The sequence below is a fragment of the uncultured Ferrovibrio sp. genome (genome assembly GCF_937960835.1).
Taxonomy (GTDB): Bacteria; Pseudomonadota; Alphaproteobacteria; order Ferrovibrionales; family Ferrovibrionaceae; genus Ferrovibrio.
Map to the genome: position 1 here is coordinate 110,279 of NZ_CALGPC010000003.1, position 16,841 is coordinate 127,119.

Sequence of the window (16,841 nt, forward strand, 5' to 3'; positions counted from 1 at the left end):
GCCGCGGAGGCGGGACAGGAGAGCCATGGGAACAACATTCGCGACATCGGTCACCCTGCGTCCCGCCCGGGCCGAGGATCTGAACTTCGCCTGGTCGATTTACGCCGAGGGCATCCAGCCTTTCGCCTCGGCCTATTATCACTGGGACGAGAAGGATCAGGCTGCCCGTTTCGCACGGATCTACGACTGGCGCCATTCGGCGATCGTGCAATGCGGCAGCGACGATGCCGGCTGGTTCACCATTACCCGCACCGAGCGGGCGATCTGGCTGCAGCAATTTTTCATGAGCGTTGAGTTCCGCGACCTCGGGATCGGCAGCTACCTGCTGGAGCGCCTCTGCGAGGAATGGGATGAAGCGCGTGAAACCGCTTCGCTGATGGTCCTGCGCAACAATCCGGCGCGGCATCTTTATGCACGCTTCGGCTTCCGCACCATCCGGCGCAACGACAGCTGCGACTTCATGCTGCGGCGACCGAGATGACAAAGCCGGCATGAAGCCGAAATGAAAAGGGCGGCCTGGCGGCCGCCCTTTTGCAGTAATGCCTGAAGTCAGCCATCAGATATTGATGGTGCGGCCGTCCACGGCCAGCGCGGCTTCCTTCACCGCTTCCGTCAGCGCCGGATGGGCATGGCAGGTGCGGTAGATATCCTCCGCCGAAGCGCCGAACTCGATCGCCATCACCACTTCCTGGATCAGATGGCCGGCATCCGGGCCAATGATGTGGCAGCCGACGACACGCTTGGTCTTCTCGTCTTCGAGGATTTTCACGAAGCCATCGGTCATCGTCATGGCGCGGGCACGGGCATTGGCCGTGAAGGGGAACTTGCCGGCCTTGTAGGCAATGCCTGCAGCCTTCAGCTCTTCCTCGGTCTTGCCGACGCTGGCGACTTCCGGCCAGGTGTAGACCACCGCCGGAATGGCATCGTAGTTGATATGAGGCTTCTGGCCGGCCAGCATCTCGGCCAGCACGACGCCTTCTTCCTCGGCCTTATGCGCAAGCATGGGACCGGCGATGACATCGCCGATGGCATAGACGCCTGCGGCAGTGGTCTGGAAATGGCCATCGGTCTTGATGCGCCCGCGCTCGTCCAGCTGAACGCCTGCGGCTTCCAGGCCGAGCGCATCGGCATAAGGACGGCGGCCGATCGAAACCAGCACGATATCCGCCGTCATTTCCTCGGCAGCGCCGCCGGCAGCCGGCTCCATGGTCAGGGTGACGCCGGACTTTCCGGCCTTGGCGGAGGCGACCTTGGTCGACAGCTTGAACTTCATCCCCTGCTTGGAGAGGATGCGCTGCATCTGCTTGGAAACTTCGCCATCATTGGTTGGCAGGATGCGGTCGAGGAATTCCACCACCGTGACTTCGGCACCCAGCCGGCTCCAGACCGAGCCGAGCTCCAGGCCGATCACGCCGCCGCCAATCACCACCATCGTCTTCGGCACCTTGCCCAGTTCCAAAGCACCGGTGGACGAGACGATCTGCTTCTCGTCGATCTCGATACCCTTCAGCGGCATCACGTCGGAGCCGGTGGCGATGACGATATGCTTCGCCGAGTAGGTGCCGGCCGATTCACCCTTCACTTCCACCTTGCCGCCGCCGAGCAGCTTGCCTGCTCCCTTCAGCCAGGTGATCTTGTTCTTCTTGAACAGGAACTCGATGCCCTTGGTGGAGGCATCCACCACGCTCTGCTTCTGCTTCATCATCGCCGGCAGGTCGAGTTCGAGCTTGCCCACCTTGATGCCATGCGTGGCGAAGCCATGGCCGGCCTCGTTGAACAGTTCAGACGATTGCAGCAGCGCCTTGGAGGGAATGCAGCCGACATTCAAGCAGGTGCCGCCCAGCGTGGCGCGCTTCTCCACCACTGCGGTCTTCATCCCAAGCTGGGCGCAGCGGATGGCCATGGTGTAGCCGCCCGGCCCGGCGCCGATGATGATGATGTCGAATGCCTGTTCGCTCATCGCTGACTCCAAAATTTTCTGATTGTTCTTGGAAACTGTGCCGGGTGGAAGGTGACGCGGGACCGGCGCAAAAACAAGGGCGGGCCCGAAGGCCCGCCGCACTGATCACATCTCGAACAGCAGACGCTGCGGATCCTCGATGCATTCCTTGACCCGCACCAGGAAGCTGACCGCCTCGCGGCCGTCGATGATGCGGTGGTCGTAAGACAGCGCCAGATACATCATCGGGCGGATCACCACCTGCCCGTTGATGGCCATCGGACGCTCCTGGATCTTGTGCATGCCAAGGATGGCCGACTGCGGCGGATTGATGATCGGCGTGGACATCAGCGAGCCGAACACGCCGCCGTTGGAGACGCTGAAGGTGCCGCCCTGCAGCTCATCAAGGCCAAGCTTGCCGTCACGGGCGCGCTTGCCGAAATCGGCGATCGCCTTCTCGATGCCGGCGAAGGACAGCTGATCGGCATCGCGGATCACCGGCACGACCAGACCGGTCGGCGTCGAGACCGCGCAGCCGATGTTGTAGTAGTTCTTGAAGACGATATCGTCGCCCTCGATCTCGGCATTGACCGCCGGGAATTCCTTCAGCGCCTGCACGCAGGCCTTCACGAAGAAGGACATGAAGCCAAGGCGCACGCCATGGCGCTTCTCAAAGGCTTCGACATACTGCTTGCGGGCAGCCATCAGCGCCGACATGTCCACCTCGTTGAAGGTGGTCAGCATGGCGGCGGTGTTCTGGGCTTCCTTCAGGCGGCGCGCGATGACCTGACGCAGCTTGGACATGCGCTGACGCTCTTCGCGGGCCGCATTGGGGCGCGGACCGGCCGGCACGGCGGGCTTGGCAGCCGGGGCCGCGGCGCCGCCCTGCAGGAGACCGAGCACATCGCCCTTGGTGACGCGGCCATCCTTGCCGGTGCCGGTCACGCCGGAAACGTCGACGCCCTGCTCGGCAGCCAGCTTGGCCGCGGCGGGCAGCGGCTGACCAGCCGCAGAACCGCCCTGCGTGGCAGCCGGGGCGGCGGCGGGGGCAGGGGCAGCAGCCTGCGGCGCCTTCGGAGCCTCAGCCTTGGCAGCCGGCTTCGCGGCAGCGGCACCAGCGCCCGCGGTCAAGGTGGCGAGCAGGTCGCCCACCTGCACGGTGGCGCCTTCCTGAGCAAGCACCTCGGCCAGCGTGCCGGCTTCCGGCGCGTTGACCTCGACGGTCACCTTGTCGGTTTCGAGTTCGACCAGCAATTGGTCCCGTGCGACCGCCTCGCCCGGCTTGACGGCCCAGCGGCCCACCGTGGCTTCGGAGATCGATTCCGCCAATTGCGGGACGCGAATTTCGACTGCCATTTCATACTTCCTTTATCTAACGACGCCCCTCGACTTCAGCCTCGGCGGCCCATCAGGCCGTCAAGGCGTCATCGACCAGCTTCGCCTGCTGTTGGTTATGCTTGCTCATCAGGCCGGTGGCCGGCGAAGCCGCCTCGACACGGCCGGCATAGACCGGACGCTTCACCTTGGAGCCCATCTCGGTCAGCACATGCTCGATATGCGGCTCGATGAAGCTCCAGGCGCCCATATTCTTCGGCTCTTCCTGGCACCAGACGACCACCTTGGCGTTCTTGTAGCGCTGCAGTTCGCTCATCAGCGCCTTATGCGGGAAGGGATACAGCTGCTCGATGCGCAGGATCACCGTATCCTTCATCTCGCGCTTCTGCCGCTCCTCGAACAGGTCGTAATAGACCTTGCCGGTGCAGAGGATGACGCGCTTGATCTTCGCATCATCAAGCTGCGCATCGTCCCACAGCACGCGATGGAAGGACGAGCCGGGGCCCATATCGGTCAGCTTCGAAACCGCCAGCTTGTGACGCAGCAGCGACTTCGGCGTCATCAGGATCAGCGGCTTGCGGAACTTGCGATGGATCTGCCGGCGCAGGATGTGGAAGTAGTTCGCCGGCGTGGTGCAGTTCGCCACCTGCATGTTGTCTTCGGCGCAGAGCTGCAGATAGCGCTCCAGGCGGGCCGAGCTGTGCTCCGGACCCTGGCCTTCATAGCCATGCGGCAGCAGGACGGTGAGGCCCGACATGCGCATCCACTTGGCTTCGCCCGAGGAGATGAACTGGTCGAACACCACCTGCGCGCCGTTAGCGAAGTCGCCGAACTGCGCTTCCCACATGACCAGCGCGTTCGGCTCGGCCAGGCTGTAGCCATACTCAAAGCCAAGCACCGCGGCCTCCGACAGCAAGCTGTCGATCACCTCGTAATGGGCCTGGCCCTCGGCGATATGGTTGAGCGGCACATAGCGCTCTTCCGTCTGCTGGTCGTGCCAGACGCTGTGGCGCTGGCTGAAGGTCCCGCGGCCGCAATCCTGGCCCGACAGGCGGACCGGGAAGCCTTCGAGCTGCAGCGAGCCGAAGGCCAAAGCTTCCGCCGTCGCCCAGTCGATGCCTTCGCCGGCCTCGATGGCATTGCGGCGATTCTGCACGTTGCGCGCCAGCGTCTTGTGAATGTTGAAGCCTTCCGGAATCGTCGTGATCGCCCGGCCGATCTTCTTCAGCGTCTCGATCTCCACCGCGGTGGTGCCGCGGCGGTCCTCGCCGGAGGCGATCTCCAGGCCCGACCACTTGCCTTCCAGCCAGTCAGCCTTGTTGGGCTTGAAGGACTTCGAGGCCTCCAGCTCTTCCTCCAGGCGGTTCTGGAATTCGGTCACCATCGCCTCGGCTTCCGCCTCGGTGACGACGCCCTCCTCGATCAGCCGCTTGGCATAGATCTGCCGCGTCGTCGGATGCGTGGCGATCGTGCGGTACATGATCGGCTGGGTGAACGACGGATCGTCGGTCTCGTTATGGCCGTGACGGCGATAACAGAACAGGTCGATGACCACGTCCTTCTTGAACTTCTGGCGGAACTCGGTGGCGATCTTCGCCACATGAGTCACCGCTTCCGGATCGTCGCCGTTGACATGGAAGATCGGCGCCTGCACCACCTTCGCGCCATCCGACGGATAGGGCGAGGAGCGCGAATAGGACGGATTGGTCGTGAACCCGATCTGGTTGTTGACGATGATGTGGATCGTGCCGCCGGTGCGATAGCCGCGCAGCTCGGACAGCGCGAAGCATTCCGCCACCACGCCCTGGCCGGCGAAAGCCGCGTCGCCATGCAGCAGCACGGTCAGCACCTGCTCGCGCTCGGTGTCGCCATACTGGGTTTGCTTGGCGCGCGCCTTGCCCAAGCAGACCGGATCGACGATCTCAAGATGCGACGGGTTGGCCGCCAGCGACAGGTGCACCTTGTTGCCGTCGAACTCGCGGTCGGCGGAAACGCCAAGGTGATACTTCACGTCGCCCGAACCCTGGAAATCGTCCGGGTGGTAGGCCATGCCCTTGAATTCGGAGAAGATCGCGCGATACGGCTTGGCCATCACGTTGGCCAGCACATTGAGGCGGCCGCGATGCGGCATGCCGAGCACGATCTCGCGCAGGCCGAGCTGGCCGCCGCGCTTGATGATCGCTTCCATCGCCGGGATCAGCGCTTCGCCGCCTTCCAGGCCGAAGCGCTTGGTGCCGGTGAACTTCATGTGGCAGAAGCGCTCGAAGATCTCGCCTTCCACCAGCTTGTTCAGGATCGCCTTCTTGCCCTCGGGCGTGAACTGGACTTCCTTGTCGCGCCCTTCAATGCGCTGCTGGATCCAGGCCTTCTGCTCGGGGTGATAGATGTGCATGAACTCGACGCCGATGGTCGAGCAGTAGGTGCGGCGCAGGATCTGGAGGATTTCGCGCAGCGTCGCGGTCTCCAGGCCCAGCATATTGTCGATGAAGATCGGCCGGTCCATGTCGGCTTCGGTGAAGCCGTAGGTTTCCGGCTCAAGCTCGGGATGCTCGCCGGGCGCCTGGATGCCGAGCGGATCGAGCTGCGCCTTGAGATGGCCGCGGATGCGGTAGTTGCGGATCAGCATCGCCGCGCGGATGGTATCCAGCGCAGCGGCGCGGGCATCGGCGGCGGAGGCGCCGGCCTTGGTGGCGCGCTCGGCGGCCTTGACCGCCTTGCCCTGCGGGCCGAGCAGGCCTTCGTCCTCCAGCGGCACCAGCGAAGCCGGCGGCGCCCAGGAGGGGCGGCTCAGCGCCTGTTCGGGCTTGGCGAAATCTTCGCCCAGCGCCTCGAAGAACTGCCGCCAGGAGGCGTCGACGCTGTTGGGGTTGGCAACGTACTTGGCATACAGCTCCTCAACGAAGGTGCTGTTGCCACCGTAGAGGAACTGCGTGCGTTCAAGCTGCGCCGTCATCGATGTCATGGCGCCGCTTGTTGGCCGGCGCCGTCCTCTGGTTACTTCGGTTACTTCCCGTTCAACAGATCGACCAAGGTGGTGCCAAGCGCTGCCGGGCTATCCGACACACGGATGCCGGCCGATCGCATGGCATCCAGCTTGGTATTCGCGTCGCCCTTGCCGCCCGAGATGATGGCGCCGGCATGACCCATGCGGCGGCCCGGAGGCGCGGTGCGACCGGCGATGAAGCCAACCGTCGGCTTCTTCACCTTCGACTTCTTCAGAAACTCGGCGGCTTCCTCTTCGGCGCTGCCGCCGATCTCGCCGATCATGATGATGCACTCGGTTTCCGGATCGCCCAGGAACAGGTCGAGCGCATCGATGAAGTTGGTGCCGTTGACCGGGTCGCCGCCGATGCCGATGCAGGTGGTCTGGCCGAGACCGGCCGCAGTCGTCTGCGCCACCGCTTCATAGGTCAGGGTGCCGGAGCGCGACACGATGCCGACCTTGCCGCGGCGATGGATATGACCCGGCATGATGCCGATCTTGCACTCGCCCGGCGTGATCACGCCCGGGCAGTTCGGACCGATCAGGCGGGTCTTGCTGCCGCTGAGCGCGCGCTTGACCTTCACCATATCCAGCACCGGGATGCCTTCGGTGATGCAGACCACCAGCGGGATCTCGGCGTCGATGGCTTCAAGGATCGAGTCGGCCGCAAACGGCGGCGGCACGTAGATCACAGAGGCATTGGCGCCGGTCTTCTCGACCGCCTCGGCCACGGTGTTGAACACCGGCAGACCGAGATGCGTGGTGCCGCCCTTACCCGGGGTGACGCCGCCGACCATCTTCGTGCCGTAGGCGATCGCCTGTTCAGTATGGAAGGTGCCCTGGCTGCCAGTGATGCCCTGGCAGATGACCTTGGTGTCCTTGTTAACGAGAACGGCCATTTACTTGGCTCCCTTCACGGCCTTCACCACCTTCTCGGCGGCATCGGCGAGATTGTCGGCAGAGATGATCGGCAGGCCCGATTCGGCCATGATCTTCTTGCCCAGATCGACGTTGGTGCCCTCGAGGCGAACCACCAGCGGCACCGACAGCTTCACTTCGCGGGCAGCGGCGACCACGCCTTCGGCGATGATGTCGCAGCGCATGATGCCGCCGAAGATGTTGACCAGGATGCCTTTGACGTTCGGATCCTTGAGGATGATCTTGAACGCTGCAGTGACGCGCTCCTTGGTGGCGCCGCCGCCGACATCGAGGAAGTTGGCCGGCTCGGAGCCGTACAGCTTGATGATGTCCATCGTCGCCATGGCCAGGCCGGCGCCGTTGACCATGCAGCCGATCTCGCCGTCCAGCTTGACGTAGTTCAGCGACCACTTGGCGGCTTCCAGCTCGGAGGCATCCTCCTCGTCCGGATCGCGCATATCTTCGACATCCTTATGCCGGTATAGCGCGTTGTCGTCGAAGTTCATCTTCGCATCGAGCGCGATCATGTCGCCCGCGCCGGTGACCACCAGCGGGTTGATTTCGACGATCGAGGCGTCGAGGCCGACGAAAGCCTCGTACATCGCCATCATGAACTTCACCGCCGACTGCACCTGCTTGCCTTCCAGGCCGAGGCCAAAGGCAATCTTGCGTGCGTGATGCGGCTGCATGCCGGTCGCCGGGTCAATGGCGACCTTGAGGATCTTCTCCGGATGCTTGGCGGCAACCTCTTCGATCTCCATGCCGCCTTCGGTCGAGGCCATCACGGTGATGCGCGAGGTGGCGCGGTCGACCAGCAGCGAGAGATACAGCTCACGCTTGATGTCGCAGCCTTCCTCGATATAGAGGCGCTTGACCACCTTGCCTTCCGGGCCGGTCTGGTGCGTGACCAGCGTCATGCCCAGCATCTTCTTGGCATTCTCTTCGACGTCGTCGAGCGACTTCACCACCTTGACGCCGCCGGCCTTGCCGCGGCCGCCTGCATGGATCTGGGCCTTGACCACCCAGATCGGGCCGCCGAGCTCGCGGGCTACGGTCTTGGCTTCGTCAGGAGAAAAGGCGACACCGCCGCGGGGTACGGCAACGCCGTATTTCGCGAGCAGGCTTTTTGCCTGATATTCATGGATATTCATGCTGACCTACGGGTTTCGGACCAGAGGCGGGAGCCCAGGTTATGCGGATTGCCGTTCGGGGCCGAGGTTATAGCAGCCTGTCGAAAGCCTGCAACCTTTGCTCCTGCTGAAAGCAGGGGTTTTCGACGAAAGTTCACGGACTTGCGTTCGGCCCCTGCACGCCGCCGTGACCATGGTCACGGAAATATCTGTACTTTGCCGGATGAGCTGATGGCCGCCCTCAGCGGCGGCGGCGCAACTCGCGCCCCTGGCTCGGACCGTCTCCGTAGGAGAAAAGCCGGCTGCTCAACTCTGGGTTGAAGTCAATCTGACTAAGCGAGATTGAGGTGGTCTTGCCCTGCGCGTCGGTCACGGTCCAGCCGGCGAATTCCAGCGGCCTGTCCCCGAAGACCAGGGTCAGCGTGCCTTCCTTGGGACGCGAGGGTTCGAACAGGGTGACCCGCAGGATGGCCGCCCCGCGCTCCACCTTGGCTATGCCGACGCTGTCGTCGAATTTGACCTCATCGCGCAGCAGCATATCCAGCGGCGTGGCACCCAGCGGGATACGCTCCACACTGCGCAGCTCACGATCCTCCATGATGATATAGGCGCCGTCGGAAACGATCAGCATCGGCACCGGCGGATCGAATTCAAAGCGGAAGCGGCCAGGCCGGCTCAAGAAAATCTGGCCTTCGGCGGCATTGCCGTCAGGGCCGACCTGAAGGAATCGGCCTTTCATCGTGCGGACGCTGTTGAAATAGCCGGCGATGCGCTGCAGGTCCTGGCGGTCCTGCTGGGTCAGTTGCGCGCTGGCAGGTGCGGCGGCATAGGCCACCGGCAGGGTCAGCTGCGCCGCAGCGGCAGTAACCGCCATGGCCAGCAGAAAACGGCGGCGGCTCAAGGCCCGGTCTTGAGAGTCTTGAGACTGAACGACCGTGTCCTGAGCGAGAAGGCCCTGAGCGGCGATGGCGGGAAATGTTGGAAGCATGGTTTGAGGCGTAGCCGTCGGGCGTGGCGAAATCAAGGCGGGCCGCTTACTCTTCCATGACAGCGATAGGAGCGCGCATCATGATCCTCACCAGCACCGACAGCGTCGAAGGCCGCAAGATCACTGCCTATCTCGGCATCGTGGCCGGCGAGGCCGTGATGGGCACCAACATCTTCCGGGATTTCTTCGCCGGCATCACCGATATCCTCGGTGGCCGCTCCGGCGGTTATGAAAAGGAGCTGCGCAAGGCCAAGGCGCTGGCGCTGGAAAGCCTGGTGGACGAAGCCAAGCAGCTCGGCGCCGATGCCGTGGTCGGCCTTGATCTCGATTATCAGCAGATCGGCGGCACCGACAGGCAGATGCTGCTGGTCGCGGCGAGCGGCACGGCCGTCAAACTGGGATAATCCTTCCACACATCCAAAAGCCCGGCCAAAAGCCCGGCGCGAACGGCTGCGCTTTCCGTCTTTTCGGCTGATCTTTGTGGTTGAAATGAAACGAACGTTCGATATTATGGCATTCTACATCCAGCCGAGAATATGCCATGACGCGCCCAACCGCCCCTCTTCGCCCTTCTTCCGCAAAAAGCACGAATATTCGTGCTATTATTAACGTACTGGCCAGTCGGCTGGTCTTGAAAGCTGCTTTTCGTCTTGCACCGGGCTGGGCTGCAGCCTACGCAGCCCGGCTTTTCCTCATCCCGCTCCGCCGCCCCGCTCCCAGTCGCTCAGGATATACCTTCCGCGGAGCGCCCCTTGCGGTCGAGGCGCCATCCGGCCCGGTGGCCGCCTGGCTTTATGGCCGGCGCGAAAATCCCGCCGGCCCGGCCATCCTGCTCGTGCATGGCTGGGAAGATGATCATCGCAGCTGGGCAGGTCTCGCGGATAAGCTGGTCCGGCGCGGCTATCAGGTACTGACCCTGGATCTGCCCGGCCACGGCCGCAGCAAGGCCAAGCTCGCCAGCCTTCCCATCCAGGCAGCCGCCATCGCCGCAGTCGCCCGCGAAGCAAACGCGCTGGGCCTTACGCCCTTCCGGGCCGTAATCGCGCATTCGCTGGGCGGGACGGCGACGCTGATTGCCGCAACCGAGATGGGGCTGCGGGCGGAGCGTTTTGCGATCCTCGCCGCGCCGAACCATCCCCGCCTCTTTGCCGGCGCGCTGATGAAGGTCTATGGGCTGAATCAGCAGCGCACGGCGAAAGCCTTTGCCGAGATCGAGCGGCTCGTCGGCCGCAGCATGGATTCGCTTTACCTGCCGCCCAAGCTGCGGCAGCTCGCAGCACCAGGCCTGATCCTGCATAGCCGCGACGACAGGACGGTGCCGCTGCAGCATAGCCAGGAGAATGCCGCCGCCTGGCCGCAGGCAGATTTCCGCATCCTCAACGGCCTAGGCCATCGCCGCCTGATGACCGATCCAGGCGTGCACGAGATGCTGCTGCATTTCGTAACGGCCGACGCGCCAGCGGATGCATTTGGGCTGAAGCCTGAGGTGGCTGCGTAAAAACCCGTCAGCGTCATGCCCAGCCTTAACGCCCAGCTACCATAGCCCCTCTACTTCAGCGCCGCCGCGTGATGGGCAATGTGATCGCCGATGAAGCTGGCGATGAAATAATAGCTGTGATCGTAGCCCGGCTGCAGACGCAGCTGCACCGGAATGCCAGTCTTGCTGGCCGCCGCGACGAAAAGCTGCAGCTTGAGTTGGGTCTCCAGGAACTCATCCGCACTGCCCTGATCGATCAGCACCGGCTTGCGCCAAGCCGTTTGCGTAGCCAGCGCGGTGGCATCGTAAGCACTCCATGCGGAGCGATCTGCTCCAAGATACCCTGCGAAAGCTTTTTGCCCCCAAGGCACCTGCATCGGCGCAACGATGGGAGCGAAGGCGGAGACGGATCGATATTGCTGCGGGTTGCGGAAAGCGCAGACGAGCGCGCCATGGCCGCCCATGGAATGGCCAAAGATTCCAGCACGGGCGCTATCGACTGGGAAATGCCGCGCCATCAGCGCCGGCAATTCCGCCGTGATGTAGGAATACATCCGGTAATGTTTCGACCACGGCGCCTCGGTTGCATCAACATAGAAGCCCGCGCCGGAGCCGAAATCGTATGCGTCGTTCTCACCTGGCAAATTGACCCCTCGTGGAGACGTGTCCGGCGCCACGAGGATCAGGCCATGTTCGGCGGCATAACGCTGGGCGCCGGCCTTGGCCGTCACATTCTCCCAAGTGCAGGTCAATCCCGACAGATAATAAAGCACCGGAAGCCTGGCGCCGTCTGCCGCCTGCGGCGGCAGGTAGATGGAGAACTCCATCCGGCAGTCAAGCACGGCTGATGCATGCGCCCAGACTTCCTGCCGGCCGCCGAAGCAGGCCCATTGTTTGATGCGTTCCATCAGACAGCTGCCCTAGAACGTGACGACCGAGCGGATAGACTTGCCCTCATGCATCAGGTCGAAGGCATCGTTGATCTTTTCCAGCGGCATCACATGGGTGATCAGATCGTCGATATTGATCTTGCCATCCATATACCATTCGACGATCTGCGGCACGTCGCTGCGCCCGCGCGCGCCGCCGAAGGCTGAACCTTTCCAGACGCGTCCGGTAACGAGCTGGAAAGGCCGCGTGGAGATCTCCGCACCTGACGGCGCCACGCCGATGATGATGCTTTCGCCCCAGCCCTTGTGGCAGCATTCCAGCGCCTGGCGCATGGTCTTCACATTGCCGATGCACTCGAAGCTGTAATCGGCACCGCCCTTGGTCAGATTGACGAGATACGGGACCAATTCGTCATCCTTCATGTCCTTCGGGTTGACGAAATGTGTCATGCCGAATTTCTCGGCCATTTCCTTGCGGGCCGGGTTGATGTCGACGCCGACAATCATGTTGGCGCCGACCATGCGCGCGCCCTGGATGACATTGAGGCCGATGCCGCCAAGGCCGAAGACCACGACATTGCTGCCTGGGGTGACTTTCGCCGTATAGATCACCGCGCCTATGCCGGTGGTGACGCCGCAGCCGATATAGCAGACCTTATCGAAAGGCGCGTCCTCGCGGATCTTCGCAACAGCAATTTCCGGCAGCACCGTGTAATTGGCGAAGGTGGAGGTACCCATATAATGCCAGATGGTCTCGCCGCGGCAGGAGAAGCGCGACGTGCCATCCGGCATTACGCCCTGGCCTTGCGTGATGCGGATCGACTGGCAGAGATTGGTCTTGCGGCTGAGGCAGTATTCGCATTGCCGGCATTCCGGCGTGTAGAGCGGGATGACGTGATCGCCCTTCTTCACGCTGGTCACGCCCGGACCGATATCGACCACCACGCCGGCGCCTTCATGGCCAAGGATGCAGGGGAACTTGCCTTCCGAATCCATACCTGAGAGCGTGTAGGCATCGGTATGGCAGACGCCGGTGGCCTTGATCTCGACCAGCACCTCGCCCGCCTTCGGTCCTTCCAACTTCACCGTTTCAATGCTGAGCGGCTTTTTCGCTTCGAAGGCGACGGCGGCGCGGACTTCCATGGGGCTTCCTCCTTGGGTTTGTGCCACCTGGATGATAACCCGCCTGCGCTTTGGGGAAAGCCCGAATTACCGAGATGAAACAGCTTCAAGATGAGGGTTCATGAATAAAACAAAACCCCGGCATCGCTGCCGGGGTTTGCATGTCATCTGAAATCTCATCAAGCTATTCGGCTGCTTCGATATTCCGGGCAAGCACTTCGCGCTTGCCGACATGGTTGGCGGCGCCGACCACGCCTTCCTTCTCCATGCGCTCCATGATGCGGGCGGCGCGGTTATAGCCAATCTGCAGGTGGCGCTGGATAAAGGAGGTCGACGCCTTGCGCTCGCGGCAGACCAGCGCAACAGCCTGATCGTAGAGCGCGTCTTCCTCGCCGCCCTCGCCGCCGGTGCCCGGCATACCGAACTTGCCGCCATCGGGATCAGCAGTGACGGCCTCGACATAGACCGGTTCGGCCTGATCCTTCAAGGTCTTCACCACGCGCTCGACTTCCTCGTCGGAGACGAAGGGGCCGTGGACACGCTGGATGCGGCCCGCGCCCGGCATGAACAGCATATCGCCCATGCCCAGCAACTGCTCGGCGCCCTGCTCGCCCAGAATGGTGCGGCTGTCGATCTTCGACGTCACCTGGAACGAGATGCGGGTGGGGAAATTGGCCTTGATCGTGCCAGTAATGACGTCCACCGAGGGACGCTGGGTCGCCATGATCAGGTGGATGCCGGCCGCGCGCGCCATCTGCGCCAGGCGCTGAATGGCGGCTTCGATCTCCTTGCCGGCGACCAGCATGAGATCGGCCAGTTCGTCAACGATGACCACGATGAAGGGCAGCGGCGAAAGATCGATCGGCCGCTCTTCATACATCGGCTTGCCGGTTTCCGGATCGAAGCCGGTCTGCACGGTGCGGCCAAGCTTCTCGCCCTTGGCACGGGCCTGCGCCAGGCGCTCGTTGTAGCTGGCAATGTTGCGCACGCCGAGCTCCGACATCTTGCGATAGCGGTCCTCCATCTCGCGCACGGTCCATTTCAGCGCCACAACCGCCTTGCCCGGCTCGGTCACCACCGGCGCCAGCAGATGCGGAATGCCGTCATAGACGGAGAGTTCCAGCATCTTCGGATCGACCATGATGAAGCGGCACTGATCCGGGGTCAGCCGGTAGAGCAGCGACAGGATCATGGTGTTGATCGCCACCGACTTGCCCGAACCGGTGGTACCGGCAACGAGCAGATGCGGCATCTTGGCGAGATCGGCGATGATCGGCGCGCCACCGATATCCTTGCCCAGCGCCAGGCCGAGCTTGTTCGATGAGGCCTCGAATTCGGCCGAGGCCAGCAACTCGCGCAGATAAACCGTTTCGCGCTTGGCATTGGGCAACTCGATGCCGATGGCGTTGCGCCCAGGGATGACCGCAACGCGGGCCGAAAGCGCGCTCATCGAGCGGGCAATATCGTCAGAGAGCCCGATCACACGGCTGGACTTGGTGCCGGGCGCGGGCTCAAGCTCATACAGCGTGACCACCGGACCGGGACGGACCTTGGTGATCTCGCCCTGCACGCCGAATTCGTTCAACACCGATTCGAGCATGCGCGCATTCTGCTCCAGCGCATCCTCGTTGATCTTCTCACGCGCCGAATCCGCCGGCGGCGGCTTCAGCAGCGACAATTCCGGCAGTTCGAAATCGCCTTCGCCCAGTTTGAGCGAGGTCTGCGCCTCGCGGGCAGCGCGGCTGCCGGTCTTGGGCTTCTCGATGCGGCGGGTGACGCGGCCCTCATCCGCCTTCTTGGCGGCGGGCAGGCGCGGCAAGTCCTCGTCCTCATCCAGGGTTTCGTCCAGATCCTCCTGATCGGCGTAATCCTCGTCGTCCTCAGCCGCAGCACGGCTGCTGCGGCGCAGGCTGGGCTCGGATTGCCGCAGCACGGGCTCGTCCTCGTCATCGCGGCGCGAAAAGATGGAGCGCAGGCGCTCGAAAAAGCCGCCCACCACCTCCGGCGCTTCCTGGCCCGCGCGGGCCACCGCCTTGCCGCCGCGATAAAGCCCTTGAGCGGCAAGCCCCGTAGTGGCCGCAGCGCCCAGGCCAAGGCCGGCGCCCATGCGGCGCCATTCATTCAGCGACAGGCCCGAAGCGAAATAGAAAGCCAAAACCGCGAAGCCAAAGCACAGCACGGCCGGCAGCACCGCCGACATCGGCAGGCCGAAGGTCACGCCGAGCGGCACAAGCTGCTGATAGAGAATGAAATCGCCAAGAATGCCGCCAAGACCAGTGCGCAGGCTCCAGACCGCCGGTACCGGCAAGGCGGCGGCAAAGCTTGCAAACAGCAGCAGCGTCAGCGGTACCAGCGCAACGTTGAGCCACCAGCGCGGCAGGCCACGATGGGAAACGATGCGAAAGCCCCAGGTGGCGAACAGCAGCACCATCAGCCAGGCCGAAAGGCCCAGCGTCTGCAGCAGGACGTCGGAGATATAGGCGCCCGGCAGGCCGAGCCAGTTCTGGGGTGCCTGCGGCGTGGCGTGATTGAAGTTCGGATCGGTGGGGTTGAAGGTGGCCAAGGCCAGCGCCAGCAGGAAGCTGAAACCAAGCAGCAGCACGCCGCTGCCCTCGGCGGCGCGGCGACGCAGGAAATCGTCGAAGCCATCCGGAAAAAACCGCGCCTTCTTCTTCGACCTGGAAGCCATACCCTTCCTCGCCGCTTTTGCCATGACCCCATTAACCATACGAACAGACATAAAACCGGGCCGGGACAGACTCTTCCGCCCCAGCTTGCCAGAATCTAACGCCCGAGAGTGTTACTGAATCGTTGAAGCGCCAGCTTGGTGGTCTCCACATCGGCCACCAAGGCCAGCCGAAGATACGGTTTTCCGGCTTTTTCGCCGTTATTCTCGGGCCGGGTCAGATAGCCGCCGGGCAAGGCCCGGATGCCAGCCTCCTGCCACAGCTTCTTGGCCGCGGCCTCCGAATCACCCACATCGAGCCAGAGATAGAAGCCGCCGGCCGGCCGGTAGAAGCCGAACCGGTTGCCAATGATGTTCTGGGCGATATCGAATTTCTGCCGGTACAGCGCGCGGCTGGCCTCGACATGGGCCTCGTCGCGCCACAAGGCCGCCGAGGCAGCAGCCACCGGCATCATCAAGCCGGCACAGCCGTAATTGCGCAGCTTGATGAAAGCCTGGCAGATCGTCAGATCGCCGGCGGCAAAACCCGAGCGCAGGCCCGGCACGCTGGAGCGCTTCGACAGCGAATGGAAGACGATCACGTTCTTCAGCGCATCGGCGGTTATCTTGCCGCCGCTGAGATGCATCGCTGCTTCGAGCCCGCCCGGCGGCGGCACCTTGTCGTAGATCTCGGAATAGCATTCGTCGAAGGCGATGACGAAATCGTATTCCCGCGCCAGTTCGATCAGCCGGGCGAGATATTCGATGCTGGCGACCGTGCCCTGCGGATTGGCCGGGGAGCACAGGTAGACCAGCGCCGTGCGGGCCAGGATATCCGGCGGCAGGCCGGCGAAATCCGGCAGGAAGCCATTCTCGGGCGTGGCCGCGACGAAATACGGCTCGGCGCCTGCCGTGACCGCGGCGGCCACATAGGTCTGATAGAAGGGATTGGGCATCAGCACCAAGGGCCGCTCGCCCTTGGGCCCCTTCTTCTCCGGCACGACCACCTGCGAGATCATGTACAGCCCCTCGCGGGTGCCGTTCAGCGCCACGACCTGCCGCTCCGGATCGATCAAGCCTTCAGGCAGGCGATAGCGGCGCTGCAGCCAGCCGGCGATGGCGGCACGCAGGTCCGGCGTGCCATTTGGCGTGGGATAACGGCTTAAGCCCGCAAGATCGCGCCCCAGATGCTCGGCCACAAAATCCGGCATCGCATGCTGCGGTTCGCCGATCGACAGGTTGATCGGCGTCATCCCCTCAGGCAGCGGCTCGGAGTCGAGCAGCGCGCGCAGGCGGGTAAAAGGATAATCGGTCAGCAGGTCGAGACGGGGGTTCAGCATGACACTCAAAATCGAATCGGCCCGCGAATCGGGCCAGGGGCGGCTTTGCCGCAA

13 protein-coding genes are annotated in these 16,841 nt (G+C 63.4%); 3 read left to right on the plus strand and 10 right to left on the minus strand.

Going from position 1 to position 16,841, the window contains the following annotated elements:
• The first annotated feature begins 25 nt into the window (after positions 1 to 25).
• Positions 26 to 481 (plus strand): GNAT family N-acetyltransferase, encoded by a 456-nt coding sequence (locus Q0603_RS02880; RefSeq protein ID WP_298721769.1) that lies wholly within the window; start codon positions 26 to 28, stop codon positions 479 to 481.
• Positions 482 to 556: 75 nt separating this feature from the next.
• On the opposite strand, the gene lpdA is transcribed toward Q0603_RS02880, so the two are convergent.
• From lpdA to Q0603_RS02910, 6 genes are all read right to left on the minus strand, one after another.
• Complete coding sequence (gene lpdA, locus Q0603_RS02885; protein ID WP_298721771.1) at positions 557 to 1,960, minus strand: dihydrolipoyl dehydrogenase; 1,404 nt, start codon at positions 1,958 to 1,960, stop codon at positions 557 to 559.
• Between the two features lie 105 nt (positions 1,961 to 2,065).
• Positions 2,066 to 3,295 carry a 2-oxoglutarate dehydrogenase complex dihydrolipoyllysine-residue succinyltransferase gene (gene odhB, locus Q0603_RS02890; protein ID WP_298721774.1) on the minus strand — a complete coding sequence of 410 codons (1,230 nt, stop codon included), beginning with the start codon at positions 3,293 to 3,295 and terminating at the stop codon, positions 2,066 to 2,068.
• Between the two features lie 52 nt (positions 3,296 to 3,347).
• Positions 3,348 to 6,227 carry a 2-oxoglutarate dehydrogenase E1 component gene (locus Q0603_RS02895; RefSeq protein ID WP_298722176.1) on the minus strand — a complete coding sequence of 960 codons (2,880 nt, stop codon included), beginning with the start codon at positions 6,225 to 6,227 and terminating at the stop codon, positions 3,348 to 3,350.
• 50 nt (positions 6,228 to 6,277) lie between these two features.
• On the minus strand, positions 6,278 to 7,156 hold the full coding sequence (sucD, locus tag Q0603_RS02900) for a succinate--CoA ligase subunit alpha (RefSeq protein WP_298721777.1): 879 nt from the start codon (positions 7,154 to 7,156) through the stop codon (positions 6,278 to 6,280).
• Complete coding sequence (gene sucC, locus Q0603_RS02905; protein WP_298721780.1) at positions 7,157 to 8,326, minus strand: ADP-forming succinate--CoA ligase subunit beta; 1,170 nt, start codon at positions 8,324 to 8,326, stop codon at positions 7,157 to 7,159. It lies immediately after the preceding gene.
• A gap of 220 nt (positions 8,327 to 8,546) precedes the next feature.
• Positions 8,547 to 9,206: an outer membrane lipoprotein carrier protein LolA gene (locus tag Q0603_RS02910; protein ID WP_298721783.1), complete on the minus strand. Its 660-nt coding sequence runs from the start codon at positions 9,204 to 9,206 to the stop codon at positions 8,547 to 8,549.
• 167 nt (positions 9,207 to 9,373) lie between these two features.
• On the opposite strand from Q0603_RS02910, the gene Q0603_RS02915 reads away from it, so the two are divergent.
• Together Q0603_RS02915 and Q0603_RS02920 are read left to right on the plus strand one after the other, a co-directional pair.
• A complete protein-coding gene (locus tag Q0603_RS02915) occupies positions 9,374 to 9,697 on the plus strand; it encodes a YbjQ family protein (RefSeq protein ID WP_298721786.1) in 324 nt (107 codons plus the stop codon).
• A 374-nt stretch (positions 9,698 to 10,071) separates the two neighbouring features.
• Positions 10,072 to 10,791, plus strand: coding sequence for an alpha/beta fold hydrolase (locus Q0603_RS02920; RefSeq protein WP_298721788.1), 720 nt, complete (start codon positions 10,072 to 10,074; stop codon positions 10,789 to 10,791).
• A gap of 50 nt (positions 10,792 to 10,841) precedes the next feature.
• Here the strand turns inward: Q0603_RS02920 and fghA are convergent, their stop codons facing one another.
• The 4 genes from fghA to Q0603_RS02940 all read right to left on the minus strand — a co-directional run bounded on the left by fghA (position 10,842) and on the right by Q0603_RS02940 (position 16,787).
• A complete protein-coding gene (fghA, locus tag Q0603_RS02925) occupies positions 10,842 to 11,678 on the minus strand; it encodes an S-formylglutathione hydrolase (RefSeq protein WP_298721791.1) in 837 nt (278 codons plus the stop codon).
• Between the two features lie 12 nt (positions 11,679 to 11,690).
• A complete protein-coding gene (locus tag Q0603_RS02930) occupies positions 11,691 to 12,803 on the minus strand; it encodes an S-(hydroxymethyl)glutathione dehydrogenase/class III alcohol dehydrogenase (protein WP_298721794.1) in 1,113 nt (370 codons plus the stop codon).
• 163 nt (positions 12,804 to 12,966) lie between these two features.
• Positions 12,967 to 15,471 (minus strand): DNA translocase FtsK, encoded by a 2,505-nt coding sequence (locus tag Q0603_RS02935; RefSeq protein WP_298721797.1) that lies wholly within the window; start codon positions 15,469 to 15,471, stop codon positions 12,967 to 12,969.
• Between the two features lie 95 nt (positions 15,472 to 15,566).
• Positions 15,567 to 16,787 (minus strand): aminotransferase class I/II-fold pyridoxal phosphate-dependent enzyme, encoded by a 1,221-nt coding sequence (locus Q0603_RS02940; protein ID WP_298721800.1) that lies wholly within the window; start codon positions 16,785 to 16,787, stop codon positions 15,567 to 15,569.
• Between the last annotated feature and the right edge of the window lie 54 nt (positions 16,788 to 16,841).

Bases quoted from the DNA above. Each gene is read 5' to 3' on its own strand.
- Q0603_RS02880 (WP_298721769.1), top strand. From the start codon at position 26: ATGGGAACAACATTCGCGACATCGGTCACCCTGCGTCCCGCCCGGGCC.
- lpdA (WP_298721771.1), bottom strand. From the start codon at position 1,960: ATGAGCGAACAGGCATTCGACATCATCATCATCGGCGCCGGGCCGGGC.
- odhB (WP_298721774.1), bottom strand. From the start codon at position 3,295: ATGGCAGTCGAAATTCGCGTCCCGCAATTGGCGGAATCGATCTCCGAA.
- Q0603_RS02895 (WP_298722176.1), bottom strand. From the start codon at position 6,227: ATGACGGCGCAGCTTGAACGCACGCAGTTCCTCTACGGTGGCAACAGC.
- sucD (WP_298721777.1), bottom strand. From the start codon at position 7,156: ATGGCCGTTCTCGTTAACAAGGACACCAAGGTCATCTGCCAGGGCATC.
- sucC (WP_298721780.1), bottom strand. From the start codon at position 8,326: ATGAATATCCATGAATATCAGGCAAAAAGCCTGCTCGCGAAATACGGC.
- Q0603_RS02915 (WP_298721786.1), top strand. From the start codon at position 9,374: ATGATCCTCACCAGCACCGACAGCGTCGAAGGCCGCAAGATCACTGCC.
- fghA (WP_298721791.1), bottom strand. From the start codon at position 11,678: ATGGAACGCATCAAACAATGGGCCTGCTTCGGCGGCCGGCAGGAAGTC.
- Q0603_RS02930 (WP_298721794.1), bottom strand. From the start codon at position 12,803: ATGGAAGTCCGCGCCGCCGTCGCCTTCGAAGCGAAAAAGCCGCTCAGC.
- Q0603_RS02935 (WP_298721797.1), bottom strand. From the start codon at position 15,471: ATGGCTTCCAGGTCGAAGAAGAAGGCGCGGTTTTTTCCGGATGGCTTC.
- Q0603_RS02940 (WP_298721800.1), bottom strand. From the start codon at position 16,787: ATGCTGAACCCCCGTCTCGACCTGCTGACCGATTATCCTTTTACCCGC.